21 protein-coding genes and 3 pseudogenes are annotated in these 26,343 nt (G+C 45.6%); 14 read left to right on the top strand and 10 right to left on the bottom strand.

What is annotated here, in order from left to right; translation table 11 throughout:
* Nucleotides 1-153: 153 nt before the first annotated feature.
* From JMX98_RS09265 to JMX98_RS09250, 4 genes and pseudogenes are all read right to left on the bottom strand, one after another.
* A complete protein-coding gene (locus JMX98_RS09265) occupies nt 154-1,191 on the bottom strand; it encodes an ABC transporter substrate-binding protein (RefSeq protein WP_201586088.1) in 1,038 nt (345 codons plus the stop codon).
* A 108-nt stretch (nt 1,192-1,299) separates the two neighbouring features.
* Nucleotides 1,300-2,343 carry an ABC transporter substrate-binding protein gene (locus tag JMX98_RS09260; RefSeq protein ID WP_201586087.1) on the bottom strand — a complete coding sequence of 348 codons (1,044 nt, stop codon included), beginning with the start codon at nt 2,341-2,343 and terminating at the stop codon, nt 1,300-1,302.
* Nucleotides 2,344-2,645: 302 nt separating this feature from the next.
* On the bottom strand, nt 2,646-4,745 hold the full coding sequence (metG, locus tag JMX98_RS09255; RefSeq protein WP_413786543.1) for a methionine--tRNA ligase: 2,100 nt from the start codon (nt 4,743-4,745) through the stop codon (nt 2,646-2,648).
* Between the two features lie 302 nt (nt 4,746-5,047).
* Nucleotides 5,048-5,212: pseudogene (locus tag JMX98_RS09250) on the bottom strand (GntP family permease); the annotation flags it as partial.
* Between the two features lie 305 nt (nt 5,213-5,517).
* On the opposite strand from JMX98_RS09250, the gene JMX98_RS09245 reads away from it, so the two are divergent.
* The 8 genes and pseudogenes from JMX98_RS09245 (at nt 5,518) to dcd (ending at nt 11,359) form a co-directional block, all read left to right on the top strand.
* Nucleotides 5,518-6,231, top strand: coding sequence for a CoA transferase subunit A (locus JMX98_RS09245; protein ID WP_105243737.1), 714 nt, complete (start codon nt 5,518-5,520; stop codon nt 6,229-6,231).
* Between the two features lie 175 nt (nt 6,232-6,406).
* Entirely contained in the window at nt 6,407-7,036 is a 630-nt protein-coding gene (locus tag JMX98_RS09240) for a CoA transferase subunit B (RefSeq protein WP_201586085.1), read from the top strand.
* Nucleotides 7,037-7,086: 50 nt separating this feature from the next.
* Nucleotides 7,087-7,185, top strand: a pseudogene (locus tag JMX98_RS14320) (3-hydroxybutyrate dehydrogenase); the annotation flags it as partial.
* A 77-nt stretch (nt 7,186-7,262) separates the two neighbouring features.
* A complete protein-coding gene (locus tag JMX98_RS14315) occupies nt 7,263-7,412 on the top strand; it encodes a hypothetical protein (RefSeq protein WP_334221518.1) in 150 nt (49 codons plus the stop codon).
* A gap of 206 nt (nt 7,413-7,618) precedes the next feature.
* Nucleotides 7,619-8,851, top strand: coding sequence for an iron-sulfur cluster carrier protein ApbC (gene apbC, locus JMX98_RS09230; protein WP_201586084.1), 1,233 nt, complete (start codon nt 7,619-7,621; stop codon nt 8,849-8,851).
* Between the two features lie 85 nt (nt 8,852-8,936).
* The gene (locus JMX98_RS09225) at nt 8,937-9,362 is read left to right on the top strand and encodes a hypothetical protein (RefSeq protein WP_201586083.1); all 426 of its coding nucleotides are present in this window, start codon (nt 8,937-8,939) and stop codon (nt 9,360-9,362) included.
* Nucleotides 9,363-9,385: 23 nt separating this feature from the next.
* On the top strand, nt 9,386-10,507 hold the full coding sequence (locus tag JMX98_RS09220) for a DUF2804 domain-containing protein (protein ID WP_201586082.1): 1,122 nt from the start codon (nt 9,386-9,388) through the stop codon (nt 10,505-10,507).
* A gap of 276 nt (nt 10,508-10,783) precedes the next feature.
* Nucleotides 10,784-11,359, top strand: a complete 576-nt coding sequence (gene dcd, locus JMX98_RS09215; protein WP_075101619.1) for a dCTP deaminase — start codon at nt 10,784-10,786, stop codon at nt 11,357-11,359.
* Between the two features lie 152 nt (nt 11,360-11,511).
* Here dcd and JMX98_RS09210 read toward each other — a convergent pair whose 3' ends face one another.
* The 6 genes from JMX98_RS09210 to JMX98_RS09185 all read right to left on the bottom strand — a co-directional run bounded on the left by JMX98_RS09210 (nt 11,512) and on the right by JMX98_RS09185 (nt 18,028).
* A complete protein-coding gene (locus JMX98_RS09210) occupies nt 11,512-11,937 on the bottom strand; it encodes a ClpXP protease specificity-enhancing factor (protein ID WP_201586080.1) in 426 nt (141 codons plus the stop codon).
* A 190-nt stretch (nt 11,938-12,127) separates the two neighbouring features.
* A complete protein-coding gene (locus JMX98_RS09205) occupies nt 12,128-12,742 on the bottom strand; it encodes a glutathione S-transferase N-terminal domain-containing protein (protein ID WP_192993004.1) in 615 nt (204 codons plus the stop codon).
* A gap of 347 nt (nt 12,743-13,089) precedes the next feature.
* Nucleotides 13,090-13,806, bottom strand: a complete 717-nt coding sequence (locus JMX98_RS09200; protein WP_201586078.1) for a cytochrome c1 — start codon at nt 13,804-13,806, stop codon at nt 13,090-13,092.
* Nucleotides 13,806-15,026 (bottom strand): cytochrome b, encoded by a 1,221-nt coding sequence (locus JMX98_RS09195; protein ID WP_413786544.1) that lies wholly within the window; start codon nt 15,024-15,026, stop codon nt 13,806-13,808. The genes JMX98_RS09200 and JMX98_RS09195 overlap by 1 nt, the downstream gene beginning before the upstream one ends.
* 7 nt (nt 15,027-15,033) lie before the next feature.
* Nucleotides 15,034-15,618, bottom strand: a complete 585-nt coding sequence (gene petA, locus JMX98_RS09190; RefSeq protein WP_201586076.1) for a ubiquinol-cytochrome c reductase iron-sulfur subunit — start codon at nt 15,616-15,618, stop codon at nt 15,034-15,036.
* A gap of 469 nt (nt 15,619-16,087) precedes the next feature.
* The gene (locus JMX98_RS09185; RefSeq protein ID WP_201586074.1) at nt 16,088-18,028 is read right to left on the bottom strand and encodes an ATP-binding cassette domain-containing protein; all 1,941 of its coding nucleotides are present in this window, start codon (nt 18,026-18,028) and stop codon (nt 16,088-16,090) included.
* A 240-nt stretch (nt 18,029-18,268) separates the two neighbouring features.
* On the opposite strand from JMX98_RS09185, the gene JMX98_RS09180 reads away from it, so the two are divergent.
* The 6 genes and pseudogenes from JMX98_RS09180 to JMX98_RS09155 form a co-directional block, all read left to right on the top strand.
* Entirely contained in the window at nt 18,269-18,526 is a 258-nt protein-coding gene (locus tag JMX98_RS09180) for a SlyX family protein (protein ID WP_192993008.1), read from the top strand.
* A 168-nt stretch (nt 18,527-18,694) separates the two neighbouring features.
* Nucleotides 18,695-19,791, top strand: a pseudogene (locus JMX98_RS09175) (RNA-guided endonuclease InsQ/TnpB family protein).
* A 171-nt stretch (nt 19,792-19,962) separates the two neighbouring features.
* Nucleotides 19,963-21,357, top strand: coding sequence for an outer membrane protein transport protein (locus JMX98_RS09170; RefSeq protein WP_201586072.1), 1,395 nt, complete (start codon nt 19,963-19,965; stop codon nt 21,355-21,357).
* A 683-nt stretch (nt 21,358-22,040) separates the two neighbouring features.
* Nucleotides 22,041-23,426 carry an OmpP1/FadL family transporter gene (locus JMX98_RS09165; RefSeq protein ID WP_201586070.1) on the top strand — a complete coding sequence of 462 codons (1,386 nt, stop codon included), beginning with the start codon at nt 22,041-22,043 and terminating at the stop codon, nt 23,424-23,426.
* A 209-nt stretch (nt 23,427-23,635) separates the two neighbouring features.
* A complete protein-coding gene (locus tag JMX98_RS09160) occupies nt 23,636-24,688 on the top strand; it encodes a transferrin-binding protein-like solute binding protein (protein ID WP_201586068.1) in 1,053 nt (350 codons plus the stop codon).
* A gap of 235 nt (nt 24,689-24,923) precedes the next feature.
* Nucleotides 24,924-26,343: transferrin-binding protein-like solute binding protein (locus JMX98_RS09155; RefSeq protein ID WP_201586067.1), on the top strand; the 1,420-nt coding region annotated here is incomplete at its 3' end.

Below are 26,343 nucleotides of genomic sequence, written 5' to 3'. Positions count from 1 at the left end.
ACGATGAATAACGATCATAAGCTACCTTGGTTTTAATTATATAGCCCCATCGGACAAAACCAACGACAGACAGCCATGAATAGCGCTCGCTGTCTGTTTGGTGGTTTTGCTGATAGATAGACGCTGCTATGTGACGTCAAAGATAAAAGGTCGTTATTCTATCACTTCTTTGGCGTTATCGATAACCGCTTGTGACAAAGTAATGCCTTCTTCAGTCGCATGTTTTGGACTGACATACAAATCTAGCGCTTGCGGCGTATAGACAGGGATAGCGCCGGCTTTTTCACCATTTAAGATACGCACAACGATTTTGCCAGTTTCGCGGCCAAGATCGTAGTAGTTGACGCCCAACGCCGCCACCGCCCCGCGCTCGACTGAGCTGGTGTCTGAGGCAATCAGCGGAATCTTACTTTCTTTGGCGATTTGGTATAGCGACTCATAAGCCGACACCACGTTGTTATCGGTTGAGGTGTAGATCATATCCACCTTACCCTCAAGACTGCGGGCGGCCATGGCGATATCGTTACTACGCTGTGCTGGCGCTTCATGCACATTGATACCAAGCGGCGTCAGCTTTTCTTTTAAGTTTTTTAGGATGATGGTTGAGTTGACTTCACCTGGGCTATAGACGTAACCGACGTTTTTTAGGTCTGGGATGATCTGACGCATCAGCTCGATTTGCGGCTCATAGGGTAGCGCATCTGATGCGCCAGTGACGTTGGTGCCTGAGCCATCAAGTTTCGGTACTAGCTTGGCGGCGATAGGGTCAGTCACAGCCGAGAACACCATCGGAATGGTGCTGGTCGCTGCCGCAACAGACTGAGCGGATGGGGTGGCGATCGCGACAATAGCGTCTGGCTCATCCGCGACAAACTGCTTGGCGATCTGTCCGGCTGTTGCCGTATTGCCTTGTGCGCTTTGAAAGTTAACCGTTAGGTTTTCACCGTCTTTAAAACCTGCTTCATCGAGCTCGTCGATCACGCCTTTACGTACGTCATCTAAGGCAGGATGCTCGACAATGGCGGTAATGGCGACCGTTTTCATTTGCGTGGCGGTACTGTCTGTCGTACCGTCAGCACTATCGGTGTTTTGGGCTGTCTGATTACAGCCAGTTAAGATTGCAGTACAAACGCCGCCTAATAACAGCGCCTTACTGAAGTTGAAATGACCAAAACGGTTTTGATAAAACATAGCTCTCACTCCTGAAAATAATAATGTGTCCGTACATTATTTAATAAATGGGTAAAGGATAATGTCAGTTGACTGTGTCATACAATCACTGCATCACACGGCCTATGACTACTGCGCAGTGGTTTGTGCCTTTTTGTCGATATTGATGGCGTTTTTTAGCAAATCCTCACTCAAGATTACGCCTTGCTCAGCGGCATGCTTTGGACTGGCGTACAAGGTTAAGGTGTTCATGACCTCAGGCTTAATGGCGCTCACGGCTTCGCCATTTAGCACGCGATAGACCATCTTGCCTGTGGTACGACCAAAATCATAATCATTGACCCCAAGTGCGGCGGTCGCGCCGCGTCGTACGCTAAACTCGTCCGAAGCAATCACCGGAATATCCAGCTCGTTGGCTGCGCCTGCCATGGCTTCAAAGGCGGATACTACGTTGTTGTCAAGCGAGGTATAAATGACATCGGCACGACCTGAGAGGCTGCGCGTTGCCATGGCGACATCGGTTGGGCGATTGGCCGTGACATCTAAGATGGTAAAGCCATAATTTGGCGCGGCTTTTTTGAGCTGATCGAGCACCACCACAGAGTTGACTTCACCTGGGCTATAGACATAGCCGATGGTTTTGGCATCGGGGACGATTTTTTTGATATTGTCCAGTTGCGGCTCGATAGGCAGCTCACTTGATAGGCCAGTGATGTTTGACTGGATAGGCACGTCATTGGCGTCGATGAGTTTTGCAGCCACAGGGTCTGAGATGGCGGTATAAATCACAGGGACGGTTTTGGTAGAGGCTACCACTGACTGTGCCGAGGGCGTCGATATGGCGACGATGGCATCAGGGTTGTCGCCGGCAAACTGTTTGGCGATTTGCCCTGCGGTGGCAGTATTACCCTGCGCACTTTGGAAGTTTACTGTGAGGTTTTGACCTTCGATGTAGCCATTATCAGCCAGCTCATCAATGATACCGCGGCGCATCTCATCTAGCGATGGATGTTCGACGATCTGGGTGATGGCCAAAGTCTTGGCAGGTTTATCGGCATCAGTACCAGCACTATCGGCGGCGGTGTCGGTAGCGTCTGAGCAGCCCAGTAGTCCAAGGGCAGCGCTCATGACGGCACCGTATAGGCTAAAGCGTAAAGTAGTAGCAAAGGTCATGTTATTCTGGCTCGTCGGTTAAAGAAGTGCAGGTTACCCGAGTCAATATTATGTACATGCTGAGATAACGGGCGAACATAAAAGTAATCAGTCCATGATTATTACGTCCATATTATGACAGTAATGTAAGTTATCGCAATAAAAAATTAAGGCGAGTTCGTCATGAGTCATCTCGCCAGATATATTGACGATGGGGTTTCTCAGCTTTTATCGGCAAAAACGCAAAAAAGACGTCACTTGGACGTCTTTTTTGAAACAAAAAAATCATAAAGTTACAAAGAATATTACGCTCAAAACCGACTTTACGCTAATGTATCGCCAATCACGCAGTCATCTGACAAGGTGACGACCGTAAGCCCTGTCTTTGGATGACCGGTTGAGAGTACCATGCCTTCAGAGATACCAAATTTCATCTTTCGCGGGGCAAGGTTGGTCACGCAAATGACTTTCTTACCCGTCAGTTGCTCAGGCTCATAGAATTTACGAATGCCGCTAAACACGTTACGTGGCTTTTCTTCACCAACATCTAGCGTGAACTGTAGCAGCTTATCCGCGCCTTCTACGTGATTGCACTCAAGCACTTTAGCGACTTTCATCTCAACCTTAGCAAAGTCTTCAATACCAATATAGTCGGCATCCGCTGCATCAGTATTTTTGGCAGCTGCTTTCTCTTTAGCGCTGTCTTTATCGTTAGCATTATCCGCAGTCGGTGTGGCTTCCAAAGAAGCCTTTGATGCGTCGACCATCGCTTGTACGTTTTTCTCTTCAATGCGCTGCATCAGTGGTTTGAACTTGTTGATTTTATGACCCAGTAGCCACTCATTGCGGCTGGCAAAGCTTAAGTCTTCAATATTCAAAAACGTTTTGGCATTGGCGGTCAGCTCAGGCAATACTGGCGCAAGATAAACCATGAGTTGACGGAAGATGTTGATCGCCACCGAGCAGACGTCTTGCACCTCTTGTTCAGTGCCTTCTTGCTTGGCAAGTGACCATGGTTTTTTGCCATCGATATACTCGTTGGCCTTGTCCGCACATTGCATAATTAAACGCATAGCACGTGAGAATTCACGGTTTTCATAAGCAGCAGCAATCTCATCGCCCGTTTTGGTGATGTCTTCTAACAACTCAGGCTCAGCGCAGACCTCTGAGAGCATCCCGTCGTATTTTTTGACGATAAAACCGGCGCTGCGACTGGCGATATTGACCACTTTACCTACCAAGTCAGAGTTGACCTTTTGCATAAAATCTTCTAAATCAAGGTTGATGTCCTCGACCTTATCCGACAGCTTACTGGCGAAGTAATAACGCAGATACTCTGGGTGCAAGTGCTCGGCATAAGTCTCAGCTTTGATAAAGGTGCCGCGTGACTTACTCATTTTTTCGCCATTGACCATTAAAAAACCATGAGCAAAAACGCCCGTTGGCGTGCGGAATTCACTACCGGCTAGCATGGCAGGCCAAAACAGTGCATGGAAATACACGATGTCTTTACCGATGAAGTGATACACCTCGGTTTTATGCTCATTTTCCTGTGCCCAATAGCGGTCAAAATCGAGCGCCTGATCGCTGCCTTCGCGTTTGTCGCATAGGTTTTTAAAGCTGGCCATGTAGCCCACTGGCGCATCGAGCCATACATAAAAGTATTTGTCTGGCTCATCGCTTGGGGTATCGGGTATCTGAAAACCAAAATACGGCGCATCGCGAGAGATATCCCAACTGGTGAGACCCGCTTCAAACCATTCTTGCAGCTTATTGGCGACCGAAACTTGCAAGCGCTCATCACTGCGGGTCCAGTCTTTTAAAAACTGCTCAAATTCTGGCAAATCAAAGAAATAATGCTTTGAGGTTTTGAGTACCGGCGTGGCATCCGACAACGTCGAATAGGGGTTTTTTAGCTCGGTGGCATCATAGGTAGTGCCGCAGACTTCACAGTTATCACCATATTGGTCTGGGCTAGCGCATTCTGGGCACTCTCCCTTGACAAATCGATCGGCCAAAAACAATTGTTTTTCGGGGTCAAACAATTGCTCGACATCCTTTGTGCTGATGTGGCCGGCGTTATTTAGACGACGATAAATCAGCTCTGAAAAATGCTTGTTTTCTTCTGAGTGGGTGCTGTGGTAGTTGTCAAATTCAATCAAAAACTTTGCAAAGTCTGCTTCGTGTGAGGCTTTGACCGAGGCGATTTGCTCTTCTGGCGTGACGCCATTGGCTTCTGCTTTGAGCATGATGGCTGTACCGTGCGCGTCATCGGCACAGACATAAGTGACCTGATGGCCTTGCGCCTTCATGGCACGTACCCAGATGTCTGTCTGAATGTATTCTACAAGGTGCCCCAAATGGATGTAGCCATTGGCGTAGGGCAGCGCACTGGTTACTAAAATCTCACGCACTTTTATCACCTATATTTTTGTATAAATGGGTTGGTTATCAAACGTCACACGCTGTTTATAGAGGTATGATGATGACGTTATCAAGGCTAAAAACTTCTCAAATAAGCAAAAGTCTAAAAAGTGTGCCTATGATACCGTAATTCGGCCAAATTTGTGATATTCCTTAGTAATTAACGCTAAGTGATGGCTGAATCTTTATAAAAAACCAGCATCGCTTTGACATAAAAAATCCACCGAGCGCAGGCTAAGTGGGTGGTATTCGTGGTTATCATCAATCGAAAATAAAACGGTTGTAGAGTGAGGTGCGCTAACATAATGGTACCGCCGATGATACCCAGTATCGGTGCGGCAAAAACATTGGTATTGTAGTATGGGATTGGGATGGCGTTTTGAATGGCTGGCGTGCCTGGTAGTGCTGTCATGGTAAAGGTAAAGGAGCCAAGCGCAATCGCTGCTGGAATCAAGCGCTTGGGTACATAGGTCAATAAAATTAATCAAAATATGTAATTTTTGATTTTTTATCAAATATCAATCTAGAATAATATGATATTGACTTGCTTCATACCTCGCTACTGTACTGTCTCATTCGTTCTTAGTGTTATTATCTTCTCGCTACGAGAATTATATGTTAAGTTAGCATAAGTATTTGATATATGATATATCGATATAAAGTGTATCGATTTAAATTTAAAACAGTCAATACGCTATTGATTGGCACAATAAATAAATCATGATAGATAATGGACGTTAATAACAAAAACAGACTTGCAAGGAGATAAGTATGAGTCGATCAAAAGTATATAGTAGTGCCGAAGAGGCGCTAAAAGGCATCGTCAGTGATGGGCAGACGCTTGCTATTGGCGGGTTTGGTCTGTGCGGTATTCCTGAAGCGTTAATCGAAGCATTGCGTGATAGCGGAGTTAAGGATTTGACCTGTATCAGTAACAACGCCGGTGTCGATGACTTCGGTTTAGGATTACTACTACAAACCCGTCAAATTAAAAAAATGATTTCATCTTACGTCGGCGAAAACAAAGAGTTTGAGCGTCAGTATTTGGCAGGTGAGCTTGAAGTTGAGCTGACGCCGCAAGGCACCTTGGCCGAAAAACTGCGCTCAGGCGGTGCAGGCATTCCTGCATTTTATACCGCCACAGGCGTTGGTACGCTGGTCGCTGAAGGCAAAGAAACCCGTGAGTTTGACGGTCGTACTTATGTGTTAGAGCATTCACTGCGCGCCGATGTGGCATTGATTAAAGCGCAAAAGGCTGATAAGGCGGGCAATTTAATCTTTAATAAAACCGCTCGTAACTTCAACCCGGATTGTGCGATGGCGGGCAAAGTGACCATTGTTGAGGTCGAAGAAATCGTCGAGACCGGCACTCTTGACCCTGATGACGTACACCTGCCCGGTATCTTTGTGCAGCGTATCGTCTTAAATGATAACCCTGAAAAACGTATCGAAAAAACCACCACTAAAGCCGCCAAGAGTGCTTAGTTAGTGGTTTTACCCAAACCTTTTAAAAATGACGTTAATAATAGAATATTGTAATACTACTTCTAAAAATTGAGCAGCAAGTAAGATAACCCTAAGTGCTACATTTTGTAGACTAAGCGAGTTTGATGCCGCTAATCATATTTCTTGGAGTGGTTATAAAAATAAGGAAATCACCATGGCATGGACAAGAGAGCAGATGGCACAGCGTGCCGCACAAGAGTTGCAAGACGGCTATTATGTAAACTTGGGCATTGGACTACCGACCCTCGTGGCCAACTACATTCCTGAAGGGGTGGATGTCTGGCTGCAGTCTGAAAACGGCCTATTAGGTATTGGCGAGTTTCCAACAGCGGAGAATGTCGATGCCGATTTGATTAATGCGGGCAAGCAAACGGTGACCGCAGAGCCGGGCGCCAGTTATTTTAGTAGCTCAGAGTCGTTTGCGATGATTCGAGGTGGTCATGTCAATCTGGCGATACTCGGCGCGATGGAAGTGTCAGAAAAAGGGGATTTGGCCAACTGGATGATCCCCAAAAAAATGGTCAAAGGCATGGGCGGGGCGATGGATTTGGTGGCCGGCGTGCAGCGGGTGATTGTGCTGATGGAGCAAGTCAACAAACACGGCGAGCCAAAAATCCTTGCAGAATGCGCGCTACCCTTGACAGGCAAAGGCGTGGTCGACCGTATCATCACCGAGCTTGCGGTATTAGACGTCACCCATGATGGCCTAAAGCTGGTGGAATTGGCAGAGGGTGTCAGCTTTGAGGAGCTACAAGAAAAAACCCCAGTGCGCATTGTGCAATAACGGTGGCCAACAAAGACTGAACACAGCCAACTGATAAAGGATGATCGCATATGGCGACCCAATTACAACAAGATTTGACAGGCAAAGTGGCCTTAATCACAGGCGCCGCAAGTGGTATTGGACGCGATATCGCCGAAACCTATGCCAAGGGTTTGTCAAAACCCCACTGGTCGAAAAACAAATCCCCGAACAAGCCACCGAAAAAGGCATCAGTGAAGAGTCAGTGGTGAATGACATTATGCTGGTCAATACCGTCGATAAAGCGTTTACCACAGTCGATGATATTGCCCAGCTGGCACTATTCTTAGCGGCGTTTCCCAGTAATGTGTTTACAGGACAATCTATCGTTGCCAGTCATGGCTGGTTTATGAATTAATAGACAAATATTGCGCCTATTATAATAGAAAAAACCACAATGTCAGACCCACTGGCATTGTGGTTTTTTTATAGCGTCAATTGAGCTACACTGTCGGATAATAAGGGTAGACAAAAAAGCTGATGATGTATTATTGACCAGCGCGACAACGGTATTGCTCGAGTTGTCCTACCGGCCCACTTGCAAAATAGGTAGTCATAATAGCCATGTTTAATTTTATGAAAAAAAAATCCAAAGCCGAAACACCGCAGCAGCGTGCCGAGCGTGATAGCGCAGTTGATAAAGTCTTGCTCGGCTATGAAGTCGGCACCGTTAGCATTGCCACGATGGTGACGGGGCTTGAGCGCGACGGGCAAGTGCTCACCTTAGATTTGCGCTTACCCAAAGACAGTAACCCTGAACAGATACAACAGGAGCTGGGTCAACTTCTGCATCCGCATGGTATCAGAACCATTCATATGAATGTGCGCCTACCAGCCGATGTTAAAGGTGCTGGTGCAAGCTTGCCCAAAGCGCCGCCCAAATCGATGCCAAAGACGACAGATGCCATGGCCACTCACGCCAAAGCTGCTACCCAAGCAGACCAACAACCGACAAGCAGCGAGCCACCAATTACTAAGGCTGCGCCGACGCAAGCATCGCTGGCAGCGCACCCACGTATTCGTCATATCATTGTGGTGGCCTCAGGCAAAGGCGGCGTCGGCAAATCAACGACGACAGTCAATATTGCTTTGGCATTACAAAAGCTTGGCAACCGTGTGGGCGTGCTAGATGCCGATATCTATGGCCCTAGTATGCCAACGATGCTGGGTGTGGCGGATATCAAGCCTGAGCTAGAAAACGAGCAGTTTGTGCCTGTCGAGGCGCACAGCATGGCCATGCTATCGATAGGTAGCTTGCTCGATAGTGACAACACTCCTGTCGCGTGGCGCGGCCCCAAGGCCACGGGCGCCCTGATGCAGCTATACAATCAAACCAACTGGCCACAATTGGACTATTTGGTGATTGATATGCCACCTGGTACAGGTGATATTCAGCTGACATTGGCGCAGCGTATTCCTGTCACAGGGGCGGTGATTGTGACAACACCGCAGCATGTGGCCTTGATGGATGCGCAAAAGGGCGTTGAGATGTTTAACAAAACCAATATCCCCGTACTGGGTGTGGTGGAAAACATGGCGCTGCATACCTGTAGTAACTGCAACCATACCGAGGCCATCTTTGGCAGCGGTGGCGGCGAGTTTATCGCAGAGCAATATCAGGTGCCGCTACTAGGCCAGTTGCCACTTGCCAGTGGTATCCGCGCCCAAGTGGACAAAGGGGTGCCAAGCGTCTTGGCTGACGATGAGTTTGCCTCTTATTATTTGAGCATTGCCAAAAACATCGAAGCCAACATTGCAAAATTTGCCAAACCAGTCGATGATAAGCGAATTTTTTGATAAGTTTCGCGCGCTACTCGAATAATAGTAAAATAGCCTAAGCGTATTTTTCCATAAAGAACGTGGTTTACAGCAAGGAAGTATGGTGAGTATATCGATTTATCGGCGTCATTTAGACGATATTCCCAAGCAGTATGTGTTATTGAAACTGTTGCGCCCGCCGATATATATGATCGAGCTTTCAAACAATCAAATAATTGCTGTTTGCTATTACAAAGACGGTAGTAGCAAACGGTATCAAATCAACGCCGAATTTAGCAATCGCCGCATGGTGATCGCTGATTTTAATAAGTTTTCAGCAGTGTTGGCTGAGTTATTAAAAAAGTTTCCTCGGCACTTTCTATGGATGAGCGCGATAGCCGCTACTGATGTGACACAAAAGCTGACAGATGGTTTGACCGATATAGAGATTAAGGTGATAAGAGAAGCCATTTGGGTGTCTGCAAGACAAGCAAAAAGAAGCGTCGTAAGCACCACCGTTGGCTACCAAGGACAGGTAGTCTCACGATAAAATTTTGGTAGGATACCTCACTTATGAACCAAAACCCCAGCCCTAACGCACAAAATCAGCCGCACTCACCTGTGGGTGCAAGACCAGTTATTGAACAGCTTATCCAAGAGGGACAGCCCACTTTTGGGGTGTTTACGCAAGTCAAAAGCATCAATTATCTTGACTACCACAGTCATCTGATCTCGCAAAAGACGCTGCCAAACTGGCGAAAAGATCTCAAAGCCAATCAATTTTGCTTTATCCAAATTATCCAGCCGCCTTATCGCATCTGTTTGGCACTGGCGACCATCAAACTTGCCACCAGTGCCTTTGTTTATCTTTATAACGATGAGACTGATGAGCGAGAGATTTGTGAAGCTTTGCAGCCTTTGACGCGGCAGACGCAGCTAATAGGTGATTGCTATCAAGGGCGAATGGCATTTACCCATAATAAGCTGACCGTAACATTGGATTTTACGCCTTCACAAATCGTAGTAGCATTGGATAGTAAACACATTACGCTTGATGCGATGCTACAGCGGCAAGCGCAGCCACTTGCGATCTGCACCCCAACGGGCAGGCGCGGCTGGACATACACACAAAAAGAGCCACTGACAGCAGTCGTGGGACACATGTGCATCAAAGAAGCATCAATGTTTAATATCGCTGCGGTTACGGCTGGCAGCCAAACCAAGCAAATAGACTTTGATGCGTCTGCAATTGCCAATCTAGATTGGACGCTGGGCTATATGCGTCGCGAGACCAATTGGTTTTGGACATGTATCAATCACTATTTGCCCGATGGTCGCCATTTTTTATTGAACTTATCGATGGGTGTCAATGAAACAGGTATGAGCGAAAATGCCTGCTGGCTAGATGGGCAGATACATTATCTACCGCCTGTGATGTTTGTACGTCAGGCCTTGCAGGCAACTGTGCCAAGTACTTGGCGTGTTTATCATCAAAACCTTGGCTGGAGCAATGTCGATATTGATTTGACCTTTACGCCCATAACTGCCTATCAAAAAACCGATAACTTTGGCGTGCTGGCCAGTATTTTTGAGCAATGGCTTGGCTGGTATAGTGGGGAGATACGGCTGGGCGATACCGTCATCAGGCTCGATCATGTCATGGGATTGGCAGAAGACCATTTTGCCAAATGGTAGCCTAGAGGTCTTGCCTGCTTTTTATAAAGTTACTCGGTTGACTCGGGTGTTAAAAGTTTGGTTGTCAAGTAGTTTGGGTGTTAAGGGTTTGGCTATTAAATGGTTTGCATGATAAATAGTGACAGCTCTATAAATTCAGCGCTCAATTCCGTATAATCACCGCTACCAATATACGAAGCGTGTCTCTTAGAAGGTGGCAATCATGACAGCCTCTGGAGCATTGATGCGTTATCGTCAGCGCCCAACCCCTATATTATTATTTGCTAAGGAACAAAAATGTCTATCAAATCTGACCGCTGGATTCGCAAAATGGCTGAAGAACATGGCATGATTGAGCCATTTGAGGCGGGTCAAGTACGTTTCAACGATGCAGGCGAGCGTTTGGTCAGCTACGGCACATCAAGCTACGGATACGATGTGCGCTGTGCCCCTGAGTTTAAAGTTTTTACCAATGTACACTCTGTGGTGGTCGATCCCAAAAACTTCGATGATAAAAGCTTTATCGATATCGTTGGTGATGAGTGCATCATTCCACCCAACTCATTTGCGCTGGCGCGTACTGTTGAGTACTTTCGTATACCACGCGATGTCCTGACTATTTGTCTTGGTAAATCTACTTATGCACGCTGCGGCATCATCGTCAACGTCACACCACTTGAGCCAGAGTGGGAAGGGCATGTGACGCTTGAGTTTAGTAATACCACCAATCTACCTGCGCGCATTTATGCAGGTGAAGGGGTTGCACAGATGCTGTTTTTCCAAAGTGATAGCGATGATGTTTGTGAAACCAGCTATAAAGACCGTGGCGGCAAGTACCAAGGTCAACGCGGTGTCACGCTGCCAAGAACGTAGTCGGCAGCCGCTCAATTATTGCTGTTTGGCGCTAGCTTAGGTCTTTAGCCTTATAGAGTAACGTTATAGAGTGTTAAATAAGCAAAAAGCCAGTCATGGTTCATACGACTGGCTTTTTTGTGGGCTAAAAACTAAGGTGTTAGAGGTTTTTGTTACTTTAAGACTTTTAGACCCGCTTTGTTATCGCGTTTGGGTTTAGGCTTGTCCGCCTTGGGCGTCGTGTGCTGCTCTTCTGGCACATAATTGTCATACTCGTTTGGATCAAAAAACATGCCTTGCGAGTTTTCTTTGGCATAGATACCCATCACCGCCGTCAATGGCACCCAAATCTCTTGTGAGACGCCACCAAAACGAGCGCTGAATTGGATATAGTCATTGTCCATGCGCATATTGCCTGTCGCACGGCTGGCAATATTGAGCACAATACGGCCATCTTGTACATGTTCGGTTGGTACCTGGACGTTTTTGGCCGTCGCATCGACCATCAGATAGGGCGTCAGCGCATTGTCCTCTATCCATTGATAAAGGGCGCGTACCATATATGGACGAGTTGGGGTGAGAGAAGTGGTATCGCTCATCTAATGATTTCCTATACTAAATATGGGTTAAGAGATAAACGGTCATCTTTGACAACAGTCTACTATTTTAAATAATACATTGTTTGCAACAGACAAGTATGGCGGGACTGATTTTTGCGTTGTCACTGTCTGTTTGGTTTTTATTCTTTTTACACTTTTTATTCTAAGACAGACATCGAGCGTTGTCTAATTAGCGCACACTTCTTTGGAAGCTCTCGCGCTCAAAGATACGCTGCTGATAGTCCAATAAAGGCCGACTGATCGCACGCGGTAGCGCTATGCCCATGTCTTCTAGTCGCCACAGTAAAGGCGCTAACAACACGTCACACCAGCCAAAGTCATCTGCCATAAAATAAGGCTTATGCGCAAACAAAGGCGCAAGCGTGATTAAAGAATCACTGAGCTGTTTTTTGGCAATGACAGCTTTCGCTTTATTAAAACTATCAGGATGTGTCAGTAGCTGCTTGCCGAGCACCAGCCAATCATGCTGGATGCGCCATGCCAATTGGCGAAACTGTGCGCGCTCTTGCGGGGCTTCAGGGAGCAGCTTATTGGTATGGTAGCGCTCTTCTAAGTATTCAAAAATCACGTTGATTTCATAAAGGGCAATATCACGCTGCTGCAACACAGGCAGGGTATGATAAGGGTTTAGCTCAGTTAAGTCTTCGGGACGCTCAGAGTGCAAACGTGACAAATAATAATCGAGCTTTTTTTCTTCAAGTAATAGGCGCACCACATGACTGTCGTAGCCGTCATCAGCATATAAGATTAGCTGACTACTTGGAATGTCGTTTGCATCAATCATGAAAGCCTAATGTTCATAGTAAAGGGTGTCATCGTAAACAAAGTAGAGCCGATTATCAAGCCAGCGTACGTAAACACGATGGGTGGATGCCGTATGGAGAGGTGTTTGTTCTATTGTCAGTCTTTATTATCTTATCAGTCTCTATTATCTACGCTATCCTCGATTCGATATAAAAACGTTTCATTGAGCGACTTGATAGCCATGTATCTGATTTACTTGGATCAAACTATATAGTAACACGTACAAAATACGGTGCGGCAAAATGAAAAAAGGCACTACCCAAGTAGTGCCTTTTTGTGTCTATTATGACCAATTTTTTATAGCGATAGGCTATGTTTATGATGCTGTTACTTTACGTCTTTCCAGAATTCTTTATTGAGTAAGTAAACTGGGATCAGTAATACTAACAAGAATAAAATCACAAAGAAGCCAATCACTTGACGGTCATGACGGGCAGGTTCTGCCATCCATGCCATAAAGTTGACCAAGTCACCAACTTCAGATTCAAACTCTTCAGCACTAAGCTCTTCTTGCATGTTATGCAATACGTGCGGCATTGCTGCGTTTGCCAGCACTAAGTTGTTTGAGCCCCAAGGACGGCTTGGATCTTCATAAAATGACAATAGATAAGTATAAACCCAGTCATCACCGCGTAGTCTGGTTTCAAGCGACAGGTCTGGTGGCGCCGCACCAAACCACGCGGCTTGAACCTCAGGGTCAATCTCCGCTGTGATATGATCACCGATTTGATCGGTGGTGACCATTAGGTATTTTTCGACCAGCTCAGGTGGAATATCCAAGTCTTTGGCGATGCGCGAATGACGAACGTACTGTGCAGAATGACAACCAGCACAGTAGTTCATAAAGATTTTTGCACCGTTTTGTAGCGAGCCTTTATTGGTAAAGTCAATGGGGGCTTCACTACAAGCCAAATGTTCTACCACGCCGTCGGCATTGGTAAAAGTACCACAGCCGTGACCGCCAGCTGCCAGCGCACTACCAGCAGTCAAACTCAATGCCGCGCCTAAGCCTAGACCAGCTAGGGATTTGATTAGCGTGCTCATTAGTGACCTCCGGTAACGCGTTCTGGTGGCTGTTTACACTTCTCGATTGCAGTGTAAAACGGCATCAACAAGAAGAACAAGAAATATAGAATCGTGAATACACGAGCCATAATAGTCGCAGTTGGCGTTGCAGGTGTTGCACCCAAATAGCCAAGTACGATAAAGCTAATAGCAAAGACAGTTAGTGCAATCTTAGACAAGATACCTTTGTAGCGTATTGAGCGTACAGGTGATCTGTCGAGCCACGGTATCAAGAATAGTACAGCGATGGCCGCACCCATGGCGATGACCCCGCCCAGCTTACTTGGAACCGCACGCAAGATGGCATAGAACGGTGTGTAGTACCATACTGGCGCGATATGCTCTGGTGTTTTTAGAGAGTTCGCCACTTCAAAGTTAGGTGGCTCAAGGAAATAACCGCCGCCTTCAGGGAAGAAGAACACCACCGCAAAGAAACAGATAAAGAATACTACGATACCCACCATATCATGCACAGTGTAGTATGGATGGAATTCGATACCGTCTAATGGTACGCCATTTTTGTCTTTTAGCTTCTTAATATCGATACCATCAGGGTTGTTAGAGCCTACATGGTGCAATGCGACAATGTGCATGAAGACCAAGCCCACAAGGACCAATGGAATAGCGACAACGTGTAGCGCAAAGAAGCGGTTTAGGGTGATACCTGAGATGATATAGTCACCACGTACCCACTCAGCAAGACCGTCACCAATTACCGGCAGCGCCGCAGGAAGGTTTAAGATAACCTGAGCACCCCAAAATGACATGTTGCCCCAAGGGAGTAGGTATCCAAAGAAACCTTCGGCCATAAGAGCCAAATAGATGCCCATACCGATGAGCCAAATAAGCTCACGAGGTTTTTGATATGAGCCGTAGAGCAGTGCTCTAAACATATGCAAATACACCACGACAAAGAACGCTGAGGCGCCAGTCGAGTGCATATAACGGATGAGCCAACCGCCTTTGACATCACGCATGATGTATTCTACAGACGCAAATGCGCCCTCGGCACTAGGGTTGTACATCATCGTCAGCCAAATACCGGTCACCAACTGGTTGACCAATACGACCATTGACAATACGCCAAAGAAGTACCAAAAGTTAAAGTTCTTTGGTGCATAGTACTTTGACATGTGGTATTCATAGGTTTCAGTCGCTGGGAAACGCGCGTCCACCCAATGCATTAACTTTTTACCCATACTCATATTAAGCCTCCCCAACCGTCAAGATGGTACCTTGCATGCTATATTCTGGAACAGGTAAATTCAGCGGTGCAGGAACGCCACTATAGACACGGCCTGCTAAGTCATATTTTGATCCGTGACAGGGGCAAAAAAAGCCGCCGTACCAGTCGTTACCACCCAAATCAGTTGCGCCCACATCAGGACGGTAGTTCGGTGCACAGCCTAAATGCGTACACACGCCTTCGACCACCAAGACTTCTGGTGTCAAAGAACGCTCTGGGTTTTGGCAATACTCTGGTTGTAGCGATGCTTCTGAATTAGGGTCAGATAGTAATGGCTTAACTGACTCAAGCGTGCTCAACATGTCTTCGGTACGTTTTACCACAAAGATCGGTTTACCGCGATATTTGACGACAATCATCTGTCCCGCTTCAATAGAGCTGATGTCTTGGGTGACTGCAGCCCCTGCAGCCTCAGCTTTGGCGCTTGGGTACCAAGAGCGGACAAAAGGTGTTGCCACAGCAGCTACCCCAGCTGCACCAATTGCGGCAGTTGAGGCAATAAGAACTCTACGGCGTTGTACGTTAACGCCTTCGGCTTGGCTCATTAATACTTCCTCCAGGTGAATGAAATGGGATTATCCCACACTGGGTTTGTGGCTTAGAAAATATACAATATCAAGCCACTTTAGCTGTGCCTAATTTTGCTAATTGTTGCTATTCTAAGCTATTTCGGTGATAAAATAAATTATTGCGTTAAAAATAAAGCAACCTTGAGAGAACACAGTATAAGGTTGAACAGGGTAACCCATACAAAAAAGCTGGATTATCAACGTCTAACATCCGTTTTGTTTCGATAAAGGGCGCAAAGGCGCTTCAACGGTTTTGCAGACGATGGTCACGTGATGACCTTATAATCAATAAGGATATTCAGCAATAGCGAATGATACTTGAAATTCAGGCAATGTTCACTAACTTTCAGTACTTAAGCGTTATGTCTCTCATCGTCAATCAACAATCACCACTTTAGCGACAAAAGCGGTGATCTTTTATTATCCTAAACGCGTCTTTAGGCGATTAGCCTTCAAGCTCACTCCAGCGTTCAAGCTTGCTCATCATCTCCTCTTCGATGGCCAATAAGCGCTCACTGGCGGCCGTCGCGGCATCAAAGTCGGTGGTAAACCATGAGCCATCAGCCAGCTTGTCTTCTAGCGTTTTTTGTTCGGCTTCTAGCGCCGCGATTTCTTTGGGTAAGCTATCTAGCTCGCGCTGCTCATTGAAGTTGAGCTTTTTGGCGGCTTTATTTGGCTTTCCAGCGTCAGCTTTATTGGCTGATTTTGACGCTTTAGTATTGCTAACGGGTGCTTTTGCGGCGCGCGCGGCTTCCTCACGGTTTTTTTGTATCAAGTACTCTTGATAACCGCCGACATACTCTTTGACGATGCCATTGCCATTTTCATCCGTGTCAAATACCCAAGTGGAGGTGACCACATTGTCCATAAATGAGCGGTCATGACTGATCAGCAAGATGGTACCGTTAAAGCTGCTGACCGACTCTTCTAATAGCTCAAGGGTGGCCATATCCAAATCGTTGGTCGGCTCATCAAGTACTAATATGTTGGCAGGTTTTAATAATTGCTTGGCAAGTAATACGCGGTTGCGCTCACCACCCGATAAGGCTTTGACAGGTGTACGCGCGCGCTCCGGCGCAAATAAGAAGTCTTGCAAATAGCTCATGATATGGGTTTTTCGGCCGCCCACTTCGACAAAATCCGAGCCCTCTGAGACGTTTTGCGCGACGCTTGCCTCAAGGTCGAGCTGATCGCGAAGCTGATCAAAAAAGGCAATTTGCAAATTGGTGCCAAGCGTGACGCTGCCGGTCTTGGTAACCTCGTCATCCGACATATCGAGTAGGGCTTTGATTAATGTGGTTTTGCCTGCGCCGTTAGGGCCGACAATACCGATTTTGTCGCCGCGCATAATAGTGGTCGTAAAGTTGTCAACCAGTACATTACCCTCATATTCAAGGTGCAGGTTTTTGACTTTACAGACCAGCTTGCCGCTTTTTTCGCCTTCACCCATGGTGATATTGACGTTGCCGACTTGCTCGCGGCGGTTTTTTCGCTCTTCGCGCAGGGCTTTTAGCTCGCGTACGCGGCCTTCGTTACGGGTACGACGGGCTTTGATGCCTTGACGAATCCACACTTCTTCTTGCGCCAGTTTTTTATCAAAATTGGCATTGTTTTTTTCCTCAGCAAGTAGCTGCTGCTCTTTTAGCTCTTGATAACGAGCGTAGCCTTTGGCGCCTTGGGTGACGTCATAGCTGGTCAATTGGCCACGGTCAAGCTCTACAATACGAGTCGCAAGCTTATCAACGAATGCTCTATCGTGCGTGACAAATAACAAAGTCAGTCCTTGCCAATCAAGCAAGAAGCGCTCTAACCACTCAATACTATCAACGTCTAGATGGTTGGTCGGCTCATCAAGTAAGAGTACATCAGGTTTGGTGACCAGCGCACGCGCGAGTAAAACGCGGCGCTTACGGCCTCCAGATAGCGAGGAGAGGTCGTCCTCTGGGTCAAGCCCCATGGTGGTGATTAGACGGGTGGCATCGCGCTCTAAGTCCCAGCCATGGACGGCGTCGATATCATGCTGCAAGGTCGCCATGTGCTCGCAAGCGTCCATGTCGCCATTGGCGCACATCTCCACTTGCTTATTATAATTGATCAGCAGCTCAGCTGTGCGGCGGCTACCGCCCATGACGATATCAAGTATGCGTCCGCTCGACTCGGGAACGTCTTGCTCGAGCATCGCAACGCGCATGCTACTATTGGTGATGATCTCACCACTATCTGGCTGCAGCGAGCCATTGATCAGTTTAAATAAAGTAGATTTACCTTCGCCATTGCGGCCGATTAAGCACACACGCTCGCCTGCATTGATCGAAAAATCAATACCATCGAGAATGGGGGCGACGCCAAAGGCTAAGTGAATGTCTTTTAGATGTATCAGTGCCATAGAGTATCTTAAGCTTATATAATAGTGAAGTAGGGGTTGTTGCAAAATTGCCAGCAGTATAACATGCCACCGCATCACTGTAGTGCGCGTAAGTGGTTTTATCAACACTATTTATTACTTTGCATAGTGGCGGCGATTTAATGCCTGTTATCAAAGGTGACTGGCTACTATTGACGCTGCTGCAAATATGCTGCTGCCGAGTCTATTTGACCTTCTACTTACCATTATTTAGAGAACAACATGAATCAATTCAAAGATAAAGAGGACGGGTTTGGTATGCAAGATGACTTGCAAGCCCAAGTAATCGATTTACAAACGAGCCTAGCGCATCTTGAGGTCACTGTCGAAAGGTTAAATGACGTCATTACGCGACAAGATAAGGATATTCATACATTGCAGCGTCAGTTACAGCTCATTTATAAGCAAATAGACAGTCAAGCTACTGAAGTGGGTATTGCACCATTTGATGTGATGGCAGATAGACCGCCACATTACTGATTTCTAAACCAATATCTGATGCAGGACTGGATATTTTTTGTTTGATTGTTTTATCAACCAGCGCCTGATATCTACATCCTTCTAGGTCGTAGATATCAGGCGTCAGTCGTTGTCGTACAATATTGTGAACCCCTTGATACCCAACTGCATTGAGATCATAATTATCCCATGAAAACGCTCAAGCTACGCATCAAAGACAAACATGCCACTCAGCTAAATATCTTGGCTGGGGCGGTTAACTTTGTCTGGAATTACGTTAATGATCTAAGTTTTAAACATCTTAAGTGTATAGGTCAATTCTTTTCAGCCTATGACTTGGCCGCTTATACCAAAGGCAGTGGCGAGTATTTAAACTTGCACAGCCAAACCTTGCAAGCGATTAGTGAGGTTTACGCTAAATCCCGTAAACAGTTTAAAAAAGCCAAACTCAACTGGCGCACCAACAACCCAAAGGCCAAGAGAAGAAGTTTGGGCTGGATTCCTTTTAAAAAGACCGCGATTAAACACCTAGCAACCCGCCAGTCAGGCAAGAAAAGCCTTAAATCCACCATTCAGCTAAGCCTTGCTAAAGGCAAAAAACTTACTATAGATCTATGGGACAGCTATAACCTAGCCCTGTATAGCATCAACACCTGTGAGCTGGTACAAGATGCACGAGGCAGATGGTATGCCTGTATCACCGTCAAAGAATTTCCAAAGATTAAGTGTGGCACGGGCCAAGTTGGTATTGAACTAGGCTGCAAGGATTCAGCAGTCAGTAGCGATGGTGATCAGCTACAAACCAAAGTCACCCATCAATACGCAGAAAAACTGGCCACCGCCCAACGTGCTAAAAACAAAAAGCGGGTCAAAGCCATTCACGCCAAGATTAAAAACACCCGTCAAGATCTGATCCATAAATTCACATCAAAGCTTGTTAAGGCCAACAGCCTAATCGTTGTTGGAAAGATTAAATCAAACTCATTCACTTCATCCAAACTGGCCAAATCCGTCTATGACGCAGGTTGGTTTGAGATTAAGCGGCAACTGGATTATAAATGCGCGAACGCAGGTTGCCACTATATCGAAGTCAATGAAGCGTACAGCACCCAAACCTGATCAAATTGCGGCTCCCGCCAAGACAGTCCGAAAGGTAGAGAAGGTCTTGGTATAAGAGTATGGTTTTGTCGTTCTTGTAAAACGACCCATAACAGAGATGTTAATGGAGCAAAAAACATTCTCGCGGTCGGGCTTGGCCGTCTTTAGTAGGAATCCCCTCCGTTTAGGGAGGGGAGGAAGTCAATAGATGAAGATACTGTTCAGTCATAAACAAGAAATAATGTGTTTTTACAGTTGTTTTCGTGTGCCAAAATCTTTACTATCTTCACCCTCGGATGCTGCTTACCCATAAAAGTCGGGTTAAGTAGTGAAACAATGCGGATGTTTGGAGATATATAATGCGCGCAACTTTTCATTTAAAAACTCTCACAGTAGCTGTTGCTACTCTATCTGTCGCTAGCGTTGCTAGTGCTGCTGGTCTTGATCGTTCAGGTCAAGACATCACCGCATTTCTACAAGATGGCACTTATGCCGAATCTGTTTATACTTATATCGATGCTGATGTAACGGGTGAAGATTCATCAGGCAACAAAATTGACGACATCGCAGAAGATTACGACTTTTTCCGTTACGGCGTAAAAACAGATATCAATGACACCTTTAGTATCGGTGTCTTATATGATGAGCCATTTGGCGCCGCAGCCGACTATATTGGTAAAAATGACTTCATTACCAATACTGATGCCGATGCTATCATCCAAGATTTTACAGGCAACCCTAATGTTACCGAAGCTTATGTTGATGATGTGTTGATACCGCAGTTGCAAGGCGCGCTCGCGCCAGGTAACCCAGGCGGTTTGACAGCTGAGCAATTAAAAGAGGCACAGGCTCAGCTAATCGGTCTAGAAGCCGCTAAAGGTCTAGCAGCAGTTGCAGGCGAAGAGACACAAGTTGAAGTACGTACCGAAAGTATCACGGGTATTCTTGGAATGAAGTTTGGTCAAAACAAAGAGTTCCAAGCATATGGTGGTCCCGTTGCTCAGCGTGTAAGAGCGGACGTGATGCTGCGTGGCGATGCATACAGCTCAGCAAAAGGCTATACCACGCATATTAGCAATGACCAAGACTATGGTTGGATTGCTGGTATGGCATATAGCAAGCCTGAGATTGCGCTAAAAGCGGCGTTGACATATCGCTCTGAGATCAAGCATAGCGCAAAAGCGTTCGAATCTTTCCCTTTGGCCACCGCTGCTGGTGCCACTATCGGCGTTCCATTATCAACGACTAGACATGCTGATATCGAAATTAACACACCAGAGTCAGTTAACTTTGATTTCCAAACGGGTATCAATCCAACCACATTAGCCACTGCTAAAGTGCGCTGGGTACCGTGGAGCGACTTTGCTATCGTACCGTCGTTATACAACGATGTGAGTAAAGTTGCTACGCAAGATGATAAAGGCTTGGCATTAGTAAGCTATGATAAAGACCAATGGCAGGTAGAGTTAGGTCTTGCCAAACGTCTAGCACCAAAGTTTGCCGTTAGTGGTACCGTTGGTTGGGACAGTGGCGCTGGCAACCCTGTCACTTCACTAGGCCCTATCGAAGGCTATTATAGTGTCGGTCTAGGTGGTAAATACGACATCACAGAAAACTGGGCGGTGTCTGCAGGTGGTAAATATCTACGGTTCGGCGATGCTGATGGTCAAATTCCATCAAAGCAAGTTGTTAGCAAGTTTGAAGACAACGACGGTTTTGCGCTGGGTGTGAAGCTGTCTTATCAAGCAAAATAAGCACTAAATCAGTTGAGTTTTAAACTGAGATAAATGCTAAAAAAGCGATCCATTACGGGTCGCTTTTTTTTGGCAAAAACAAATAATATGGTCAGCCTTACTGGTGAATAAACATATAATTCTTTTACTTAGAGTCGACCATAGATGAGATTTCTGCTTAATCAAAATGTCAAATAGCTAATTAATACTTATAAGTCAGTGAACGATTGTTTTAACAATTTATTGTGCTATTCTTTATAAAAATGACGGCCTAAAACCGCTGACTTTTTTTACAAAAAAAAATTTATAAAATATATCTATTATAATCAATGAGATATAGTACATCATATAAGGTGGCATATAGACGATAAGAAAGCGTTTGTGAGGTAAAAAATGCCACATTATTGGCTCAATGAAACAGTGGTGAATATTCTATTAACATAAATCTATCTATGTAAAATTTCTAAAAGAGTATTGCTATAGTATAGAAGTTTAATTATGATACTGAAATCAGTTACGTTGTCTTACATAGCGGTAATGTCTGATAACAACGAAAGTGATGTTGCGTAAACCATCGTTACTTTCGACAGTTAAGTCGTTTGGCAAAGGATTCCATAGCATCGGCTGACGTTACTAGTACAGGTCACTAGTCTGTATAGTCTTCGAGCTACTTGCCAGTTATTTTATTCATGGAGGATATCTAAGTGTCTCAAAATTTTCCTATCTCTAAACTTACCCTCGCTCTGATCACGCTATCGGCTGCTTCGTTGACGCAAGCTGCTGGCCTCGACCGTTCTGGTCAAGACATCAAAGGCTTTTTTAATCCTGGTACTTATGCCGAGATTGATTACGCTTACATTGATACTGATGTTTCAGCCCATGATAATGCCGGTGCTATTACTACTCCAGGTGGTGATATTAGTAATGGCATTACTTCGACAGAAGATGCTTATAGAAAAGGTAAGTCAACTGGTGATGCAACTCCAGATACATATAGTTTTATGCGCTATGGCGTCAAAACCGACATCAATGAGAACTTCAGTATTGGTGTATTTTATGACGAACCATTTGGTGCAGAAGTAGAGTACTCTGGCGATAGCACGTTTGTCTCTCAAGCAGGTAAGGATACTATTGCCGACTCGTCAACTGGGACATCCGTTCCAAACCAAGTTATCAACTCTTCGGTACTAGACCCAGATTACGACAAAAATACCAACGTCAGTGTGCACTCTGAATCCTGGACAGGTTTGATCGGTTATAAGTCCAATGGCTTTCAAGTCTATGGCGGTCCTGTGATGCAAAAGGTAAAAGCAGATGTGCACTTGCGCGGTCAAGCATACGGTCCGTTGACAGGCTACGATGCTAATGTGAATAGTGACACTGACTATGGTTGGGTAGCAGGCTTGGCGTATAGCAAGCCTGAAATCGCCTTAAATGCTGCCTTAACGTATCGCTCAGAGATTGACCATGAAACCCCGGTGGGAGAGAGAATACCTCTATTAGGGTCACCTCTACGAGATATTGCACTAGGCAAACTTGGGATTGATCCAAATTCTGAGTTAGGCCAGTCTGTTGGCGAATATGCCACCACTGATGCGACAGTCACAACGCCTGAGTCTGTGAACTTAAATATTCAAACAGGTCTAAGTGAAAAGTATCAGCTATTAGGTACATTAGATGTACGCTGGGTACCATGGAGTGATTTTACCATCGTACCACCATTATACAATGCTTACTCTAAGGCTGCTGTTCCAGAAGGCTTGCCATTATTGTCCTATGACAAAGACCAATGGAAAGTCGACGTGGGTCTAGCCAAACGTTTCAATGAAAAACTGGCTGGTTCAGTGGTTGTCGGCTATGACTCTGGTGCAGGCGATCCGGTGAGCTCGCTTGGTACTATTGAAGGGTTCTATAGTATCGGTGGCGGCGTGAAATACAATGTCACTCCTGAGTGGGCAGTATCAGTTGGTGGTAAGTACCTCAAATTTGGTGATGCTACTGGACAGTTACCTAATGGCAGTATCGTTAGTAGAGCAGAAGACAATGATGGCTATATCGCAGGTGTCAAGCTGTCTTATCAAAGCCAGTAATTTAGCATTTTAACGTATAAAGTCTATCTGAATAAGCAGATAGATTTTATAAGGCTCTGACTAGCAGCTAAATAACTTTACTTCTAATATTTCTATCAATACTTTAAATATTAAAGCTAGTATATTAGCTTGGGTTATCTAATATACTGGTCTTAGTTTTAATACTAATATCATAAAAATACCATTTGACCATTCATGGAGGAATGAAAATGTTAATCAATAATCATTCAAATCGTACTGCTTTTTCATTAAAGTCTTTAGATATGCCTCTAAAAGCTGGTGTATTACTTATTACTGCTGTTATGTTATCTGCATGTGGAAGTGATAATGATAATTCATATGCTCTTGGGGATATTTTTGACGGTAGTCCAGCAGTGACGCCAGGCGATAGCGATAATACGGATACCGACACTGATACTGGTGGCGATACTGGTGGCGATACTGGTGGCGATACTGGTGACGATACTGGTGACGATACTGGTGGCGATACTGGTGGCGATACTGGTGGCGATACTGGTGGCGATACTGGTGGCGATACTGGTGGCGATCCTAGTTATAGTTCAGGTGTCGAAACGACAAAAACTGGTTTTCAAACATTGAATATTGATGCTACGGCATTAATAAGTCAAGAATTTATAACCACAACTGACGATTTTAAGATTGACGCGAATAGCTTAGTGGCAAGAGCAGACCTTGCATCTAACAATCTATTAACTAAAGTGACTATTACTACTTCAGGTTCTGGCGATTCTAGCACCTCAAACGGTTTCAAAAGCCATAATGACACTGTTGGAGTCGCTACCTCTTTTGGCGAATTACCTTTGACTTATACTTCAGTTTACAAAGACTTTAGTAATCAGATGCGTATCGGACATATTGATGGGTCTGCTGCTGCAGGTGAGGCTAAGCTTCCTGTGAGTGGTGTAGCAGTATATGGTAATAAAACACTCACCTTACCTACAGATGGTAGCGTTGCCTACGCGGGTGATGCGACTTACCGAGAGCTTGGTCTAGATAAATCAATAGAGTATGGTAGCTCTACATTCACAGCTGACTTTGCCGCTAAAACAGTTGATGGAACGCTCTCGTTTAACAATGCTGGTAATATAGCTATCGCAGGTGATATCGATGGAAGCCAATTCGCTGGCACTAGTGGTGCTTATACTACTAAAGGTGGGTTTTACGGTGATGATGCTAAATACTTAGGAGGTATCTATTCAAGTGAGAGTGCTCAAGGTACTTTTGGTGCTGAAAAGCAGTAAATTAAAATATCAATATATAATGAATAAAAAAGCGCCTTATGGCGCTTTTTTTATGGCTATCATCTGGTATTAAGATATTTAATATCTTGATAATTTATTTTTACTACCATTTAAAATGAATGCATAGTCTCTCTATAAAAGTTGACTTTAAATAAGGGTTTTGGTTATCTATAGCAGTGTCTGATTTTAATCAGTACTTAACGGACTATCACAAAATCTTCATGGAGGAAGACGAATGTCACCGAACCGTCAATCAATCTCAGCTGTATCAACAGCAAAAAAGTTAAAAACTCCCTTAAAAGCCAGTATAGTGCTGATCACTGCTGTCATATTATCTGCATGTGCAAACGATCACGATAGTAATTATGTACCACAATTACCGGTAGCAACACCTGAGCCAACACCGACGCCAACGCCAGAACCAGAGCCTACTCCTGAGCCAGAACCTACTCCAGAGCCAGAACCTACTCCAGAGCCAGAACCTACTCCTGAGCCAGAACCTACTCCAGAGCCAGAGCCTACTCCTGAGCCAGAGCCTACTCCAGAGCCAGAGCCTACTCCTGAGCCAGAACCTACTCCTGAGCCAGAGCCTACTCCTGAGCCAGAACCTACTCCTGAGCCAGAACCTACTCCTGAGCCAGAACCTACTCCTGAGCCAGAACCTACTCCTGAACCAGAGCCTACTCCTGAACCAGAGCCTACTCCTGAACCAGAGCCTGGTGAAGACTATAGCTCAGCCGCAGAAGCGGACCTATCAGGCGCTCAGCACCTATCTGTTGATGCAACAGCTATTGGTCAAGGCGCTCTAACGAACACCACTCGCGAATTTGATATTCGCAGTACTGCGGATGTAGATGCTCGCGCCGACGAAGTATTAACAGGCGTCGTACAAAACCCAGTGGCCGTTACCTTATCAGGTGATAGCGACGCTGACACCGAAAGTGGCTTTAAATCATACGAAGGAACAGGCAGCGTCCTAGCTGAAGGTGACTTGAGCTATACTTCGACCTACAAAGACTTTGGAGCTGATGGTGAGTTACGTATTGCTCATGTCAACGGTGCTGTCAGCGCACTAGGTAATGAAATTCCAGTAGACGGAGTTTTAGTGGTTGGTAATAGAACTGCTACCTTACCGACAGAAGGTAAGTTTGAATACACAGGGGATGCTACCAATCGTAAAGTAGGTGCAGACAATGCGATTGAATATGGCACCTCTGCTTTTACAGCAGACTTCGTTGAGAAGAAAGTAGCTGGTGAATTGAAGTTTGCCAATGCAGATGACATTAACCTAGCAGCAGACATCGACGGTAACGAATTCTCAGGGGAGGCCGCTGATGAGAGTGGCTACAATACTGAAGGTGCTTTCTACGGTGAAGATGCCAATTATATCGGTGGTATCTATGAAGGTAACGGTTCACAAGGTACTTATGGTGCTGAGAAGAACCAAGACGTAACGCCAGAACCAGAACCAGAGCCAGAACCAGAACCTAAAGCAGTAACGGGTGTTATGAGCAATACCATTAGTAGTGTATCAGGCTTAGGCACCGATGACGCGATTGGTTATCGTCAGTTTGTGACAGATAATCAAACCTTTACCACTACAACGGGTGAAGGTGAAGACACGACACCGGACATAGTTGAAGATAGTGCTGTAG

Source organism: Psychrobacter sp. HII-4, assembly GCF_904846595.1.
Classification (GTDB): Bacteria; Pseudomonadota; Gammaproteobacteria; order Pseudomonadales; family Moraxellaceae; genus Psychrobacter; species Psychrobacter celer.
This window is presented reverse-complemented; position numbering and strand designations above follow the sequence as displayed.

Bases quoted from the DNA above. Each gene is read 5' to 3' on its own strand.
- JMX98_RS09200 (WP_201586078.1), bottom strand. From the start codon at position 13,806: ATGAGCACGCTAATCAAATCCCTAGCTGGTCTAGGCTTAGGCGCGGCA.
- JMX98_RS09160 (WP_201586068.1), top strand. From the start codon at position 23,636: ATGTTAATCAATAATCATTCAAATCGTACTGCTTTTTCATTAAAGTCT.
- JMX98_RS09245 (WP_105243737.1), top strand. From the start codon at position 5,518: ATGAGTCGATCAAAAGTATATAGTAGTGCCGAAGAGGCGCTAAAAGGC.
- JMX98_RS09170 (WP_201586072.1), top strand. From the start codon at position 19,963: ATGCGCGCAACTTTTCATTTAAAAACTCTCACAGTAGCTGTTGCTACT.
- apbC (WP_201586084.1), top strand. From the start codon at position 7,619: ATGTTTAATTTTATGAAAAAAAAATCCAAAGCCGAAACACCGCAGCAG.
- JMX98_RS09265 (WP_201586088.1), bottom strand. From the start codon at position 1,191: ATGTTTTATCAAAACCGTTTTGGTCATTTCAACTTCAGTAAGGCGCTG.
- JMX98_RS09210 (WP_201586080.1), bottom strand. From the start codon at position 11,937: ATGAGCGATACCACTTCTCTCACCCCAACTCGTCCATATATGGTACGC.
- JMX98_RS09195 (WP_413786544.1), bottom strand. From the start codon at position 15,026: ATGGGTAAAAAGTTAATGCATTGGGTGGACGCGCGTTTCCCAGCGACT.
- JMX98_RS09180 (WP_192993008.1), top strand. From the start codon at position 18,269: ATGAATCAATTCAAAGATAAAGAGGACGGGTTTGGTATGCAAGATGAC.
- JMX98_RS09220 (WP_201586082.1), top strand. From the start codon at position 9,386: ATGAACCAAAACCCCAGCCCTAACGCACAAAATCAGCCGCACTCACCT.
- JMX98_RS09205 (WP_192993004.1), bottom strand. From the start codon at position 12,742: ATGATTGATGCAAACGACATTCCAAGTAGTCAGCTAATCTTATATGCT.
- JMX98_RS09240 (WP_201586085.1), top strand. From the start codon at position 6,407: ATGGCATGGACAAGAGAGCAGATGGCACAGCGTGCCGCACAAGAGTTG.
- JMX98_RS09185 (WP_201586074.1), bottom strand. From the start codon at position 18,028: ATGGCACTGATACATCTAAAAGACATTCACTTAGCCTTTGGCGTCGCC.
- JMX98_RS09260 (WP_201586087.1), bottom strand. From the start codon at position 2,343: ATGACCTTTGCTACTACTTTACGCTTTAGCCTATACGGTGCCGTCATG.
- dcd (WP_075101619.1), top strand. From the start codon at position 10,784: ATGTCTATCAAATCTGACCGCTGGATTCGCAAAATGGCTGAAGAACAT.
- petA (WP_201586076.1), bottom strand. From the start codon at position 15,618: ATGAGCCAAGCCGAAGGCGTTAACGTACAACGCCGTAGAGTTCTTATT.